This window comes from Alteromonas gracilis (assembly GCF_043642145.1).
Lineage (GTDB): Bacteria > Pseudomonadota > Gammaproteobacteria > Enterobacterales > Alteromonadaceae > Alteromonas > Alteromonas gracilis_B.
The window spans coordinates 16,287-31,323 of record NZ_JBHZRZ010000010.1; the positions used below are offsets into that span (position 1 = coordinate 16,287).

Genomic DNA, 15,037 nt, shown 5'->3' on the forward strand with positions numbered 1-15,037 from the left:
TTAAAAATGAAGTTCTAGCCCAGCAAATACGCCGTCAAATTCCATGTCAGCATAAACGTCATCTAAGTCTTCAATATCAACCGTTACGTTTCTGTAACCCACCTGAAGTGTCATATCAACCGCTAAGCTTTCAATAAATGAATATTGAACGGCGGCCTGATAATCACTTAACTCGTGATCGTCAAACGAAAGATAACTACCTTCAAAATAGGCTGATAAACCAGTGAACGGTAAACCTAGCTGAACCTTTGAGTATGCCATTGGCACAATGCCTGAGAATTCAGCAGAACCGCTAGTGTCGCTGTCACGCTCAACAACACTCAGTGCTCCATCGATATACTTTGCGTTAACGCCCAAATCAAAGCTGACTAAATCGTTATCGAATAGCTCGTAATACAAAATAAAATCTGTTGTATCAATTTCGATATCTGTATTTACAACAGCATCATTTCGGAACAATTCATCATCAAAAATAAACTCTGACTGAAGCGTTGTAGTACCCGAGTTATCTAACGTTGTGTGATTTACTTTAACGTTAGGTAAGAAGGGAACAGGGTGTTCAAAGGCAATGTATAGCGCCGTATTGGTCTCATCGTCAAAGTTAAAGTCAGCTGTATTGTTACTATCAGCAAAGCCACCCTGCGTATCGGTTTGCCAAACTTGTGCTCCAACGTAAACGCCCGCAATAGTGTCGGCATGAGATGGAACTGCAATTAGTGCGCATCCCAATGCGGCGGCTATTAAACCCTTTTTCATTAATTATCCTTGATTTAGAAGTTCTGAAAGTTCAATTAAAGCAGCGTTTGCGCGCGAAATATAGTTTGCCATTACCAAAGAATGGTTCGCTAACATGCCGAAACCACTGCCATTTAAAATCATCGGACTGAATACAGACTGTTGAGTCGCTTCCAGTTCACGAATAATTTGTTGAAGACTGACCAATGCATTCTTATCTTCTAGCACATCGTAGAATTCTATTTCTACGGCTTTTAGAAAATGGAGTAGAGCCCACGTTGCACCGCGCGCTTCATAGAAGTTATCGTCTAGTTTCCACCAACTTGTTTTTACAACCCGTTGATTGGCCACAGGCGAAGATTGTCTCGCATTAGAATCACCTGCCAAATCAGTATTGAGTCTAGCAGATCCCACGCTGGCACTTAATCTTTGTGAGTAACTGCCTAATCTTTTTTCTACCTGTTTTAACCACTCACGCAAGTTGTCAGCACGAGTATAGAACTGACTGTCAGAATTTCGGGTATTCGCTAGCTCGTCACGGTATTTTTTTAGAAGCTCAACACCGTCAGCGTAGCTTGACTCAGATGAAGGTAATGCCCAACTTTTGTGGTCCATATTGAACTTTGGGTGGGCTTTGGTGAGGTAAGGGTTTTCGATAGATTGAGATTGAGAGCGGCTGAAATCCTTACGCATAGAAAGCGCAAGGTCACGCACCATTTCCAGTGCGCCAAATTCCCAGGCTGGCATGTTATCTAAAAAGATTCCAGGGGGAGTGATGTCGTTAGAAATGTACCCACCCGACTTGTTTAGTAGGGTTTCAGAAACATCGATCATGGTGGTTGTTAATGTGTAGCCCGCTATATTCGTCGGGTTTTCTACTGATGAACTCTGTTCCAAACGTTTTCTTACGTCGAATGTATCTGGTGATAAACTCCAATACCATCCGACTAACCAGAAAAGTAGAAAAACTACCGCAGCGACAATCGCTATCCATTTTGCGTTAATAGATTGTCTCATATAAACACCAACCTTCCTTCTAAATAACAAATAGCCGACAACGGTCAGCTATTTGTGGTTTTAACATTATGTGAAAATTGCGAAACCTTTATGACAGAAACTTCATGTCACCACTTTTTACTACGTTAACACAACTTAAATAAAATTATGATGGTTATACATTGTGGTGCATATTTCTGTCACTTTGCTGCCTGTAGGCTACTGAGTTTCTCTTTTTTAAAACATATAGCGCAATCGCTATAAGGATAATAGGCCAAAACGCGCTCACACCTACAACCAACAAGGCAAGAAAACCAGCACCCAATGCCAATAACACCGTGCCCACAACGCTAATTGCAACCACAAACCCGACAACAACTAGCACCGCACCTACCAGCGATAATACAGCAACGTTTTCCCAAGGTTCCAGCAACTCGTCTGACATAACTAAGTGCATGCCTAACCAACTATCAACTAAGCTACCTAAACAATTCACCAAAATAATGGCGATAACTAAAGCAATCAGAAAGTTTTTCATTACACTAATCTCGGCAATAAGATTACAGCTGCAATATAAGCCACTAACGTAATAGGTGTAGCCATAAACAAACCAGCTACCGCTGCCGCTCTTACCCATATTGCGTCTATATCAAAATAACGTGCTACACCTGCACACACACCTGAAATGATTCCAGAATCAAGGTCTCGGTAAATTCGCTTTTGTGTTGGTACTTTCATCATCTTCTCCAAAATTTCTTACTTTTGATATCCACAATATGAGTTGGCGGTACGCAAGGTCGCTTAGGCGACCTTTTTCTTCTTAAGCTCAGCCAATTCTTTCTCTATAGTTTCGTCTGCTTCCATTGCATCAAACTCGGCCTGTAGCGACGTTGCGTCATTCGACTTTGTAAGATCATACGCATCCACTTGCGCTTCTAAATGATCAATTCGCTGTTCGTAACTCTCAAAGCGCATCATTGCGTCATCGATTTTACTTTCGTGATCAGCCTGTTTTACTTTTAAGCGTGTTTGTGCGGAATGCTTGCGCTGAACCAATGTTTTTTGCTTAGCCTTTGCTTCCGCCAATTTACTGTTCAATCGCGCAGTGTCGCCCTGAATTTTTTCGATGCTTTGTGCAAGGTGTGCTTCTTGTTCTTCTAGAGAAGTTAGCTTCGCTACATATTTTTGTTTTTCAATTAATGCTGCTTTAGCCAACGACTCTTTGTCGTTGTTCATTGCGATCTGAGCTTTGTGTTGCCATCCTTCTATTTCTTTATTTGCAGATGCGATATGACGTGCAATCGTTTTCTGCTGAGCGATAAAGCGCGCTGCGTCAGTACGAACTTCAACTAAGGTTTCTTCCATTTCTTGAATAATCAAACGAATGATTTTTTCAGGATCTTCTGCTTTGTCTAACATCGCGTTGATGTTTGCTTGAACAATATCGTTAATACGTGAAAACATACCCATGATTATTTCTCCGTTTAAATTTGTTTTTGGCTTCCAGCATTATTTTCGTGAAGCTCGCTGCTAGTTACCATTTACTGAGTTCTTCTCAACACCTTTAGTATTACAATGACTGTGCCAAATATTTAAAGCATTGTTTTATAAGGATTTAAATAGAATTTAAAACAAACAACAGCTGATTACATCACATACAAAAACAAATTATTAGCCGATTTAACCAATGAAATTGTTAAATTGACCACCTATAGAAGCGCTGGTTTTAGGTCCGTTTTTTTTACGTTGTTTTAGACACAAAAAAAGCGCCCTTGGGCGCTTTATTCTTCAGCAGCGTTTAAAATTAATCGGCGTCTTCTTCTGTTGAGCCACCTTCAGGCTTAACAGCGACAACCAAATCAGTCACGCTCACTTTACCGCCTGACCGTTTTTCTTGTGGGCTTAACTCAAAATGATATGTTGCGTTTGCAACCGCCTGATACACATCAGCTTTTAGCTCGTAAGTGGTTGATGCAACAGCGTTTGAAACCATGTTTGAAACGAAAGATTGAAGCACTGACTCTTCTGCATTTGCTACGCTGCTTGCCATGCTTGCTGTCAGTAAAGTTGCTGCGATTAATGAAGTTTTCATAATTTCCCTCTAATTCTAGTCAGTGCAACAACACGCCGTCGTTGCGATGATTAAAGGGTTGCGAGAGCTGTGCCAAGTTCTAAATAAACATATAAACTAATGAAAACAAAAGAATTTAACAAAAAATCTCGCAGATGTGCGAGCTTTTTCAAATTGAACAAATATTAAACTTTGGTCAAAAATACTAAGTCGTTAGTCTTTTTGACTATTGTAGGCCGCCACTTCCTTTTGCGCATTTTCAACCGCATCTAGTGCATTTAAAAGTAAATTAGGATCAGGGTTCTTCCCCGTACCATTTTGGCTTAAGTATCGTCGCCAAATACGTCCACCTGCTTGCCCTTGGTATAGCCCTAAGATGTGTCGAGCTGCATGCCACGGCTTAAAATATGGATCGTCTTGGCGTTCTATATATTGTTGCATCTGAAGCACTATTTCGCGGCGAGAGATACTCGTTGCATTTGTATCACCAAATATTTCTTTATCGACACTTGCCATAATAAAAGGGTTAGCGTAAACCTCACGCCCTACCATCACACCATCAACGCTTTCCAATTGCTGCTGCGTTTCTGAAAGTGTCTTAATGCCACCATTAATGCTAATAGACAAATCGGGATGAGCTTGTTTAAGCCTGTGAACCCTAGGATAATTAAGTGGCGGAATTTCCCGGTTTTCTTTTGGGCTCAACCCTTGAAGCCATGCCTTTCTCGCATGAACAATAAAGGTATCGCACCCTGCGTTTGCTACTGTTTCGATAAAACGGGCAAAGTCTTCATCTTCGTCCATGTCATCAATACCAATTCGGCACTTTACAGTAACGGGAATATCAACTGCCGCCTGCATGGCTTTAACACAACTTGCTACCACTTCTGGCTGCGCCATCAAACATGCACCAAAGCTGCCGTTTTTAACTCTGTCACTTGGGCAACCTACGTTAATGTTCACTTCATCATAGCCGCGCTCTTGCGACAGTTCTGCACATTTAGCCATGTCAGAAGGATCACTACCTCCTAGCTGGACTGCTATTGGGTGCTCTTCTTGGTTGTACCCAAGGTAATCACCTTTGCCGTAAATGATGGCACCTGTAGTTACCATTTCGGTGTAAAGAAGTGTGTGCTTAGACATTAAGCGTAAGAAATACCGGCAATGTCTGTCTGTCCAATCCAACATTGGAGCGACAGAGAACTTACGATTTAATGGAGTAATCGACACGACAGAAACCTCAGAAACAGTTGTTGCATTTAACCCGCACGTTTGCGCGCGCGGCGCGTATAGTACCTATGTTCAATAAAAAAACAATGTTACTGAGCAATATTTGATGAGCCCTTACAGACTCGCTTCATTGCACTTGGGCGCACTTTTATTTAAATGAGCATTCAACTAGCTGAATAAGAGGTTATTTTTAATTAGGTAATTACCAGTATTATGCTTATAGCGTATTTCAAAGTTCACAAATAGAGGCTATTGTAGATTTACTGAACATATTTATAACTTCAAGCAAAGATGTAGATGCAGCTAATTTACCTTTAAGGTGCACTATTGTGTGCCTACCGGAGAGATTTTATGGCGGACAATAAGCAGAAGGATCAGCGAGTACAAAACGCTAATCAAACAGACAGCGAGCCTCAACCAAAAGACGAGCTAGGTCAGCTAAGAGAAATTTTATTTGGCCAAACTAATCGCGCGTTTAGGGCAGACCTCTCGGCATTGGAGTCACGGGTAAATGAAAGCTTTGCGGAACTAAACACGCATTTAGACAAACAGTTTAACGATATACGCAAGCTGATTGATCAGCAAATCAATGCGCTATCAAATCAGCTAGCCAGTGCTAATGACAGCCATAGTAGTGTTCAAGCGCAACTTCAAAATACCACTGACAAACTACAAAGCGAGCTTGAAATTGCTGAGACAGCGGCCAAGAGCGATAACGATGCGCTGGAAGCTCACGTGGTTAAAGAACTTGAGTCTCTCGATAGTTTGTTCAGCAAACGTCATCAAGAATTGTTGGAAAAGCTTCAACAGGTTACCAGTGAGCTTTCAGAGAGTAAAACAGACAGAAAAACGCTGGCAAACTTGCTTTCTACCATGGCTACCAACCTTGCTACCGATCATTAATTAATGACTGAAAAAGTGCCGCCGTCAAAATTATCGGATAGCTCTCTAGACACGGTCCGAGAGATACTAATTGGACGGGACGACAAGTTCATTCAAGAAAAGCTGAAACGCGATGCAAAAGGCGTGGTGAGCAATGTTGTTTCAGAAGCGTTAATAGAGCGCGAATCAAAAGACGGATCTGTAAACAAAGTTCTAGTGCCCCTGGTCGAGAAATCGCTTCACCGGTCAATTGAAGCTAATAGCGAAAAGATAGTTGGTACGCTTTACCCTCTGGTCGGTACGCTAGTTCGAAAAGCAGTATCGTCCTTCCTTGTGGAGTTTGTAGAGCGCACTAACGCACTTATCGAAAACAGCTTAAGTCCCAAAAGTATTTCATGGCGATTTAAAGCTTGGCAATCTGGAATTAAGTACTCAGAGTATATCGCCTCACAGATCTATCAATATCAAGTTTTGCAGCTTCTCGTTATTCATCGAGAAACAGGCACATTGCTTCACAGCATTTCTTCAGACCCGGATAAAGAAAAAAATGCGGATCTCATTTCTTCCATGCTTGTGGCTATTAATGATTTTGTTGCCGACGCCTTCGGTGAAACTAGTGCCGAATCAGAAAATGAACTGGGAGAAATAAAAACAGAAGATTTCACTTTATTGATAAAGGTCGGACCACAAGCAATACTCGTTGCAGCGGTTATTGGCAGTGTCCCACCAGCGGTTAGACTTAAGCTTCAGCAAACATTAGAAGAGTTTCATCAATTTTATCAAAAGCCACTTATTAGCTACGAAGGCGACAATACACCTTTTGATGGATGCGAAAGCATACTTGCAGACTGCTTAGTAAGTGAAAGGAAGGATGGTGAAGATAATAAATCAAAACGGCTATGGGGCGCTGTCTTAATTCTGGCTTTGCTTGTGGCGTTAGTTGCACTATCTATTATGCGCCTATCTTTAAGCATTTTGAAAAATGATCTACACGAGCTCAGACCACCACCAGGCATTATCGTCACCGACGCCTATGTCTCTAATGGAAACGTGCATGCAAAAATACTACGAGATCCCATTGCGACCAGTGTTGAGCAATGGTTGAGCGAAAACGATATTGACACCAAAAGAGTGACGGTGCTTGAAGAGCCCTTTGTTTCACTTAAATTTGGTGTTATTGAACGTAAATTAGAAAAACTTGTTAGCAACTTCCCTCTTGATAAGTCAGAGAGTATTACTTTAGAGAAGGGGGAGGACAATAGCTTCATCATTTCTGGCACCGTATTGCCAGCAACCTCGATAAACTTTAACCAGCAATTAAGCGCTATTGCAGGTATCTCTACACTAAGCATTTCAACAAGCGCACTCAAGGTTAAAGCTGCGTACCACATTGACGATGCAGCGCTTCAAAAAGCCTCGCTTAACAAGCTAGTAAACAAAATTTCCTCCGAAAATGTTCTTTTTGCGACTAACCAAGCAACGCTTTCTGAAGTACAGTTAGCTAAACTGGAACTACTGGCAAACGACATAAAACAATTAATATTGCTTGCAGATAAAACGAAAAACGTAGTCAGCATTGTTGTAATGGGGGCCAGCGATAATTCTGGCTCGAGCGTTCGCAATCGTGTGTTAAGTCAGAAACGCGCTGAGAATGTCGTGAATTCATTTGTTTCACTTGGCGTAGATGGTGATATTCTAATACCCGTGAGTTTAGGAGAACTGCCATTGCAGGAGGCATCTATGGGGCGCTCAGTAATGTTAAATGTTTTAATATCCAATGAGCAATAGCAAGGAAACTTTGCGGTGATACAGAAGAAAGTTTGTATTTTAGGCCCTACTGGAGTTGGTAAAACTAGCCTAATCAAACAATTTGTAGAAGGTATTTTTTCTGAAAAATACAAGACAACTATTGGCGTAAAAATAGATAAGAAACAAGTCAATAAAGATGGTCGTGATGTGCAGCTCTTACTCTGGGATTTAGAGGGCATAGATAGATACTGTGGGTTTAACCCACGTTACCTACGCGGCGCGAGCGCTTATATTATCGTTGTTGATCAGACTCGCTCTCAGTCATTACTTGAGGGCATGGAAATTCTAGAACTTGCTAAAGAGCACTATCCCAATACTCCAGCATTTTTCGTCGTCAATAAGACCGACCTCCCTTCTAGTTGGCATTGGAGTGAAGAGGAGCTTAACTCCTATGCTCAGAAATTTACATCACTTATAAAAACAAGTGCGAAAACCGGTGAAAATGTAGAAAGCTTATTCAGTACAATTGCATTTTGGTAGGAGATTGCCATGGATATCCATTTATTAAATGCATTAGGCATTACCAATTGTGCTTTGTTTAAGTGCAACTCTGAAAAAGATATTGAATGCCTAACACCGGAACTTCCATGGTTATCCAATGTTGTAAATCTTGACAACAATAACAAGCTTAGCAAAAAGCATATTCCTTCAATATTTCTTGATGACTTTTTTAATGATGCCGATGAAGTTTGGGTGGGCGACACAGCATTTACGTTGTCTTCTGGCTTTTGGACTGAGCACAACGACAGCCAAGAACTGCGACTGGAAGCATTAGCCATCAACAGTGGTTCAGGAGCGCGGTACTTAGTAATAAAAAATGTAGAAGAGCAATTTGATGAAAAGCTCAAGACGCTACAAGCGGCCCGAGAGCTCCTGCTAAGTCATCACGAAATTGTAGGCCAGCATGAATATATAAGGCACAAACTAAACAGCGTATTACGCAAAAATACCCGACTTCAAAAGCTTGTTCCTCCTATTCAGCAAGCCATTCACAATTTAGACACTGGCGTGGTGATTCTTGACGATAAAAGCAGGTTAGTACTAGATAACGCAGCCTCTCACAGACTCTTGCTTTGTAATAGCACCACCCCAAGCACTCTAAGACTAAGCGAACTCCTTAAAAACATCGATGCCCCCGCGACATTTCTCCCTGCGCTTGTACAAAGGAAAGCGCCTTGGCAAGGTGAGATTTTTTGGCAACCTGCTGATAACTACAATGTTTGGCTTCAAGTTACTATTCATCCCGTACTACAGGGCGATGAATTAACACATTGGGTTTATCTGCTCACAGATATCACTCATATTCACAATAAGGAAGAAAGCGTATTACCGGCAAGCGGGATGGATTCACTCACTAAAATAGCAAACCGAAATTTGTTCACGAGTACGGTTCGACGTTTAGTTCAAGAAGATGTGGCCTTCAAACTATTTATTATTGATATTTGTGACTTTAAGAAAATCAATGAGTCGCTGAGTTATCAATCTGGTGATGAGATATTGAAAACATTTGCGTTTCGTCTTCAGTCTTTTGTGGGTAATAGCGGGTTTATAGCGAGAATTGGCAGTAACGACTTCGCACTAGTAAAACGTGCAGACACATTTAAAGACGAAACCGCTGCGCAATATGTTGAAGATCTTATTAAAGAAGTTACGCAAACCTACACAGTTTTAAACGGCACCGAACCTAATTTAGCTGTGAATATCGGCGAAGCAAACTTTCCTCGCCATTGCTCATCTACTGAATCTCTAATTCAATGTGCAGATATTGCTTTGCAAGCGGCTAAATATCAGGGGCGCAATGTTGCGCTCACTTACAGTGAAGAATTGCATCGCCAACACCATGCAATTAATGAACTTGAGAAACAGCTACGTAGCGCTATTGAAAAAAATGAACTTAAGCTCTTTTTACAGCCTATTATCGATTTAAATACGGGCAAAATTGTCAAATGCGAGGCATTAGCAAGATGGATAACGCAAGAGGGTAAATTTATTTCGCCAGAAATTTTTATACCGCTTGCAGAGAAAAGCGAGCTGATATTTCCTTTTGGCGAATGGCTGATTAACGAAGCCTGCAACGCAATTGAAGCGTTAAGGGCGTCGAACTTAGATATTCGACTGGCGATAAACATATCGGGCCGCCAAGTATCAGATCTTGCTTTATTGAACCAAATAAAAAATGCACTAGATGATCACCATTTGCTTGGTTCGAGTTTGTCAATCGAACTAACCGAAAGCGTATTTATAGAAAGCTTAGACACGGTTTCAGTTTTATTGAACGAGCTTCGCGCTATGGGGATCACCGTATCAATTGATGACTTTGGTACGGGGTTCAGCTCGTTGGTGTACTTAAAAAAACTACCTATTGATGAGTTAAAGATAGACCGCTCTTTTGTTAGTGAACTTGAAAAAAATACTGACGATCAAGCTATTGTGCAAGCCATACTGGGCCTGGCCAGTAACTTAAATATTAAGATCATCGCTGAAGGCATTGAAACTCAGCAACAACAACAGTTTTTGCAGCGCCATCAATGTACTTACGGACAAGGATATTTATATCAACGTCCTGTGGCAATTGAAGAATTTATCTCTTTGGCGAAAGCCTTTAAATGATCTCAGCCCAAAGTCCAAATCGTATTTCTCAAGGCTAGAGCTAACCAAGCCGATTCCGATTAGAAAAATCAGTTTCGGCTATTCGTCACCTTGCTTAAATCAAGCCCATATGCCCAGCGTGAAACTCTAAATGATCCTCAATAAACGATGCGATAAAGAAGTAACTATGATCGTATCCTTCATGCATATTTAGGGTTAATTGCGTATCAGATTGTTGCGCAGCATGCACAAGTGACTGTGGCTTTAATTGCTCATGCAAGAATTCATCTTTTGTACCTTGCTCAACTAAAAGCGGAACGCTGTGCGTTTTGCTAGCTAGCAGTACAGAGGCGTCATAATCCCCCCAAGAATTTTTGTCATCCCCCAAATATCGCCCTAGCGCTTTCTCACCCCACGGGCAATCAGATGGGTTTGATATTGGGCTAAACGCAGATACTGATACAAATTTATTTGGGTTACGCATGCCAATAACAAGAGCACCATGCCCGCCCATAGAGTGGCCGCTTATGGCGCGCTCTTTGGTAACTGGAAATTCACTTTCAATAAGCGCAGGCAGCTCGTTCACAATATAGCTGTACATTTTATAGTGCTTATCCCACGGCGCTTTCGTGGCATCAACATAGAACCCTGCGCCTAAGCCAAAATCATACGATCCCTCTTCGTCGTCAGGCACACTCTCGCCACGAGGCGACGTATCAGGCGCAACAATAGCCATACCAAGCTCTGCTGCCAGTTTCATAGCACCTGCTTTTTGCATAAAATTTTGATCGGTACAAGTTAGCCCTGATAACCAATACAGCACTGGCACCGGCTTCTCTTTTGAAGCAAATGGGGGGAGAAAAATTGCGAAGGTCATATCGCACTGTGTTGTTTCTGATTGGTGGGTATAACGTAAGTGTCGTCCCCCAAATGTTCTGTTTTCGCCAATAAGCTCCATTTCAGCTCCTTACATTCGTAAATTTCTACCTTTATTCTGGAATCAGTAAAGGCTCTATCGGATTTTAGATCAAGTTCGTTTACACTAAGCGCCTATTTTTTGAGGTAAATACGATGGTAAAAGCTCTGTTTCATCATTTTGTTGGCACTATTTCGGTCATCTGTTATTTCTTAAACACGGTTTTGTGGGCAACGCCTATTTTTATTTTGGCTGTTTTTAAGCTCATCCCTATAGCGCCGTGGCGTCGATTCATTTCCTACTTGCTTGATGCGTGTGCAACGGCTTGGATTGGTGTAAACAACCTCAATCAACGAATTAGTAGTCGCACTACATGGCATGTAAACGGCCTAGAACAACTCACCCGAAATGATTGGTATCTCGTTATTGCTAACCATCAATCTTGGGTCGACATTCTGGTTCTTCAACGTGTTTTTAACCGAAAGGTTCCTTTTTTAAAGTTCTTCCTCAAAAAAGAGCTTATCTATGTCCCCATTTTAGGTTTAGCATGGTGGGCACTCGACTTTCCATTTATGCGCCGCTACTCCAAGTCGTTTCTTGCTAAAAATCCGCATTTAAAAGGCAAAGACATGGAAACCACGCGCAAAGCGTGTGAAAAATTCCGTAATAAGCCAGTGAGCATTATGAATTTTGTTGAAGGCACACGTTTTACAAAGGCTAAGCACTCAAGACAACATTCGCCATTTGAGCACTTATTAAAACCAAAAGCAGGAGGCGTTGCCTTCGTACTGTCTGCCATGGGCGATCACTTACATAAGCTAATAGATGTTACTATTGATTACCCTGACGGCGTGCCCTCTTTTTGGGACTTTGTCAGCGGTAAAGTGAAAAACATAAGTGTAAATATTAATGTTATGCCTATTAAAGACATTATGGAAAACGGTATTTTCAACGACAGTTATTTTGAGGACCCACAGGTTCGAGCCCGTTTTCAAACTTGGCTCAACGACCGTTGGCATGCCAAAGATCAACTTTTAGATTCACTTAACGCAACACAGAAACCATTATGATTCGTGCAGTACTCGCCCCTTTTATTTTCGTAATACATACCTCACTGCAGATCCTAAATCTCGCGTTATGGGGAGGTCTCATTATTTTGCTTGGATTGGTAAAATTGATTCTTCCCAACGGCAAGGTTAGAGCCGCTTGGAACAAAGTTATGCATGCCTTGATGTTCAGCTTTGGACGAGTCAGTGTTCTGTTGATCCGATTATTCAACCCGGTTGAAATAGAGTGCTCAGTTCATGGGGAGCTTTCAAAAGACCGTTGGTATTTGATTATTGCCAACCATCTTAGCTATCTGGATATTATTCTGCTTATTGAATTTGCAACGCATCGTATCCCCGCGCCCAAGTTCTTTTTAAAGAAAGAGCTCATTTGGTTGCCGTTCGTGGGCTTGGGAGCCTGGGCTCTTGATATGCCTTTTATGCACAGATATACGCGCGCTTATTTGGAAAAGCACCCTGAGAAAAAAGGTAAAGATCTTGAAACCACCAAGGCGTATTGTGAAAAGTTCAGAACAGTCCCTACCACGGTGATCAACTTTGTAGAAGGTACGCGTTTCACTTCGCAAAAGCACTTGTCTAAGCAAAGCCCTTATCAAAACCTGCTTCCACCTAAAGCAGGCGGTGTAGCATTCACCTTATCGGCGATGGGCGAACTGTTTACCAACGTGTTAGACATCTCTTTACTGTATCCAGAAAACAAACGCCATCCTATGATGGCAATGTTGTGCGGTCGAATGACAAAAATAGTGATCGATGTGAACGTTACGCCCGTTCCTGAATTACATCAGCAGACAGAACGCACTGAATCTGAGTTTCGCCTTTATTTCCAAAATTGGCTAAATGGACTATGGGAAAATAAAGATCACCGTATAAAGAAAATGTTGGAGTCGTAATTAATGCAGGTTAGTGCTTCGGTACGCGATAATTTCATTCACTTGGTAAAAGGTATCTTTCCGAATCTTACCATTGAAGACCCGCTTTATAATGTTATTGCCCTAAGCAGTATTTTAGTTGTCTCGGCGGTGATCTATATCATTGCCAGATTACTGGTGCGCCCACAAATAGCGCGCTGGGTGTATAAGTCGAACAATTTGTGGGATAACGCGTTACAAGAGCACGGCTTCTTCCGCCGCTTAATGCATCTGTTTCCCGCATTGTTTATATACCTAACCACGCCTGTCTTAATTAGTGATGAGGCCGTGATGCACGGCATGGTTATAAAAAGCGCCCAACTCTATATGTTGTATAGCGGCTTGCTTGCTTTATACGCCATGCTTAGCACCGTTGAAGACGTTTACAATGCTTCAGCACTTGCCAAACGAGCGCCTATTACAGGCTTTATTCAAGTTACGAAGCTGACATTCGCGATAATCACCATACTGTTAAGTATTTCGCTTATTGTTGATAGAAGCCCGCTGATTCTAGTATCAGGCCTTACAGCTATTGCTGCGGTACTGCTATTAATATTCAGAGACACCATTTTAGGCTTTGTTGCAGGCATTCAAATTGCCGCCAATCGCATGTTTAATACAGGTGATTGGATTTCTATGCCCAAGTATGAAGTCGATGGTGAAATTCTTGAAATAGGCTTAACCAACGTCAAGGTCCAGAACTGGGATAAAACTATCTCTACTCTGCCAACGTATAGCCTAACCACAGAAGCCGTGAAAAACTGGCGCGGCATGCAGGAGTCTGGCGGTCGCAGAATTAAGCGCGCTATTTACATTGATGTGCACTCTATCAAGCTTTGTGACAACAATATGCTAGAGCGTTTTTCAAAGGTTCGTTATATCAATGAGTATATCGACAAAAAGAAAAACGAGCTTCGCGCTTATCATCGAGACTATTCAATTGATGAATCTGACCTATTAAATAACCGTCGTCTTACCAACATTGGTACCTTTAGAGCCTATCTAGAAGCCTACTTACGCAAGCACCCCGATATAAACCAAGAACTAACGCTTATGGTAAGGCAATTGCCTCCTAACGAGCTGGGTTTACCCCTGGAAATTTACTGCTTTAGTGCACAAAAAGAATGGGTGAAGTATGAAAAAGTACAGGCGGATATTTTTGACCATGTCATGGCGATGCTCGACCTATTTGACTTGCGAGCGTATCAACGAGACGGGCACTTGTCGCTTTTAGGCAGTCTTGACTCTGGAGCTTACAAGCGCAGCGCCGAGAGCGACAGTACACATTTACCAGAGTCGCACTCTAGCGCTAATAATGCACAAGCGTCTGAAGAAAAAAGGGAATCGTAACTTTCAAACGGCAGTGACTAGCCTTATCGTAAGGCGAAAAAAAACCGGCTATTAATGCCGGTTTTTTTCAATGCTTATCGCTTAAGCCAATGCATAGGCCATCAGTAAACAAAGCACTAAACCAGTTACGCCAAAAAAACCGTACTCGATTTTTTCCTGCATACCCTCAGCACCTGCTTTTGCAGTCATAAAGCCCATAACGATGCTGCTTAGCCCTAGCGTAAAGGCAATTAGCGCAACACCAAACATAATTGCATTAATCCAATCAGCCATTGTGATAACCCCTTAAAAATATTGGCGGTATTATGCACCAATAATTAAGTTTTGAACATGCTTGGATTGGCTTAAATACACAGCTATGGGTATTAATTGTTCTTAGTCAAAACTGCTAATTTGTTAGCATATTCACCAAATAATGTAACTCGCAACCCCACAGCTACATTAATAAAAACACTAAGTTATTGAAAAATAATGACTTTAA

General features: G+C 41.7%; 16 protein-coding genes. 7 read left to right on the forward strand and 9 right to left on the reverse strand.

Going from position 1 to position 15,037, the window contains the following annotated elements; translation table 11 throughout:
- From ACHUFN_RS16325 to dusA, 7 genes are all read right to left on the reverse strand, one after another.
- Positions 1-756 carry a TIGR04219 family outer membrane beta-barrel protein gene (locus tag ACHUFN_RS16325; RefSeq protein ID WP_394223550.1) on the reverse strand — a complete coding sequence of 252 codons (756 nt, stop codon included), beginning with the start codon at positions 754-756 and terminating at the stop codon, positions 1-3.
- 3 nt (positions 757-759) lie between these two features.
- A complete protein-coding gene (locus ACHUFN_RS16330; RefSeq protein ID WP_394223551.1) occupies positions 760-1,752 on the reverse strand; it encodes a DUF2333 family protein in 993 nt (330 codons plus the stop codon).
- 154 nt (positions 1,753-1,906) lie between these two features.
- Complete coding sequence (locus ACHUFN_RS16335) at positions 1,907-2,269, reverse strand: hypothetical protein (protein ID WP_394223552.1); 363 nt, start codon at positions 2,267-2,269, stop codon at positions 1,907-1,909.
- On the reverse strand, positions 2,269-2,469 hold the full coding sequence (locus ACHUFN_RS16340; protein WP_394223553.1) for a PspC domain-containing protein: 201 nt from the start codon (positions 2,467-2,469) through the stop codon (positions 2,269-2,271). Before ACHUFN_RS16340 ends, ACHUFN_RS16335 begins: the two co-directional genes overlap by 1 nt.
- A gap of 63 nt (positions 2,470-2,532) precedes the next feature.
- Positions 2,533-3,201: a phage shock protein PspA gene (pspA, locus tag ACHUFN_RS16345; RefSeq protein WP_394223554.1), complete on the reverse strand. Its 669-nt coding sequence runs from the start codon at positions 3,199-3,201 to the stop codon at positions 2,533-2,535.
- Positions 3,202-3,535: 334 nt separating this feature from the next.
- A complete protein-coding gene (locus ACHUFN_RS16350; protein ID WP_394223556.1) occupies positions 3,536-3,823 on the reverse strand; it encodes a hypothetical protein in 288 nt (95 codons plus the stop codon).
- 192 nt (positions 3,824-4,015) lie between these two features.
- The gene (gene dusA, locus ACHUFN_RS16355; protein ID WP_394223558.1) at positions 4,016-5,032 is read right to left on the reverse strand and encodes a tRNA dihydrouridine(20/20a) synthase DusA; all 1,017 of its coding nucleotides are present in this window, start codon (positions 5,030-5,032) and stop codon (positions 4,016-4,018) included.
- 351 nt (positions 5,033-5,383) lie between these two features.
- Between dusA and ACHUFN_RS16360 the strand changes: the two genes are divergently transcribed.
- From ACHUFN_RS16360 to ACHUFN_RS16375, 4 genes are read left to right on the forward strand one after another with little or no spacing between them, the layout of a single operon-like run.
- A complete protein-coding gene (locus tag ACHUFN_RS16360; protein ID WP_394223560.1) occupies positions 5,384-5,935 on the forward strand; it encodes a hypothetical protein in 552 nt (183 codons plus the stop codon).
- 3 nt (positions 5,936-5,938) lie between these two features.
- Positions 5,939-7,702 carry an OmpA family protein gene (locus ACHUFN_RS16365; protein ID WP_394223562.1) on the forward strand — a complete coding sequence of 588 codons (1,764 nt, stop codon included), beginning with the start codon at positions 5,939-5,941 and terminating at the stop codon, positions 7,700-7,702.
- 15 nt (positions 7,703-7,717) lie between these two features.
- Positions 7,718-8,203: a Rab family GTPase gene (locus tag ACHUFN_RS16370; RefSeq protein ID WP_394223563.1), complete on the forward strand. Its 486-nt coding sequence runs from the start codon at positions 7,718-7,720 to the stop codon at positions 8,201-8,203.
- A gap of 9 nt (positions 8,204-8,212) precedes the next feature.
- Entirely contained in the window at positions 8,213-10,333 is a 2,121-nt protein-coding gene (locus ACHUFN_RS16375; protein WP_394223565.1) for a putative bifunctional diguanylate cyclase/phosphodiesterase, read from the forward strand.
- Between the two features lie 94 nt (positions 10,334-10,427).
- Here ACHUFN_RS16375 and fghA read toward each other — a convergent pair whose 3' ends face one another.
- On the reverse strand, positions 10,428-11,270 hold the full coding sequence (fghA, locus tag ACHUFN_RS16380) for an S-formylglutathione hydrolase (RefSeq protein WP_394223567.1): 843 nt from the start codon (positions 11,268-11,270) through the stop codon (positions 10,428-10,430).
- Between the two features lie 113 nt (positions 11,271-11,383).
- Between fghA and ACHUFN_RS16385 the strand changes: the two genes are divergently transcribed.
- The 3 genes from ACHUFN_RS16385 to ACHUFN_RS16395 are packed head-to-tail and all read left to right on the forward strand — an operon-like array spanning position 11,384 to position 14,556.
- On the forward strand, positions 11,384-12,298 hold the full coding sequence (locus ACHUFN_RS16385) for an acyltransferase (protein ID WP_394223569.1): 915 nt from the start codon (positions 11,384-11,386) through the stop codon (positions 12,296-12,298).
- A complete protein-coding gene (locus ACHUFN_RS16390; RefSeq protein WP_394223571.1) occupies positions 12,295-13,188 on the forward strand; it encodes an acyltransferase in 894 nt (297 codons plus the stop codon). The genes ACHUFN_RS16385 and ACHUFN_RS16390 overlap by 4 nt, the downstream gene beginning before the upstream one ends.
- A 3-nt stretch (positions 13,189-13,191) precedes the next feature.
- Positions 13,192-14,556, forward strand: coding sequence for a mechanosensitive ion channel family protein (locus tag ACHUFN_RS16395; protein ID WP_394223573.1), 1,365 nt, complete (start codon positions 13,192-13,194; stop codon positions 14,554-14,556).
- A gap of 81 nt (positions 14,557-14,637) precedes the next feature.
- Here ACHUFN_RS16395 and ACHUFN_RS16400 read toward each other — a convergent pair whose 3' ends face one another.
- The gene (locus ACHUFN_RS16400) at positions 14,638-14,829 is read right to left on the reverse strand and encodes a hypothetical protein (protein ID WP_014950735.1); all 192 of its coding nucleotides are present in this window, start codon (positions 14,827-14,829) and stop codon (positions 14,638-14,640) included.
- Positions 14,830-15,037: the final 208 nt, after the last annotated feature.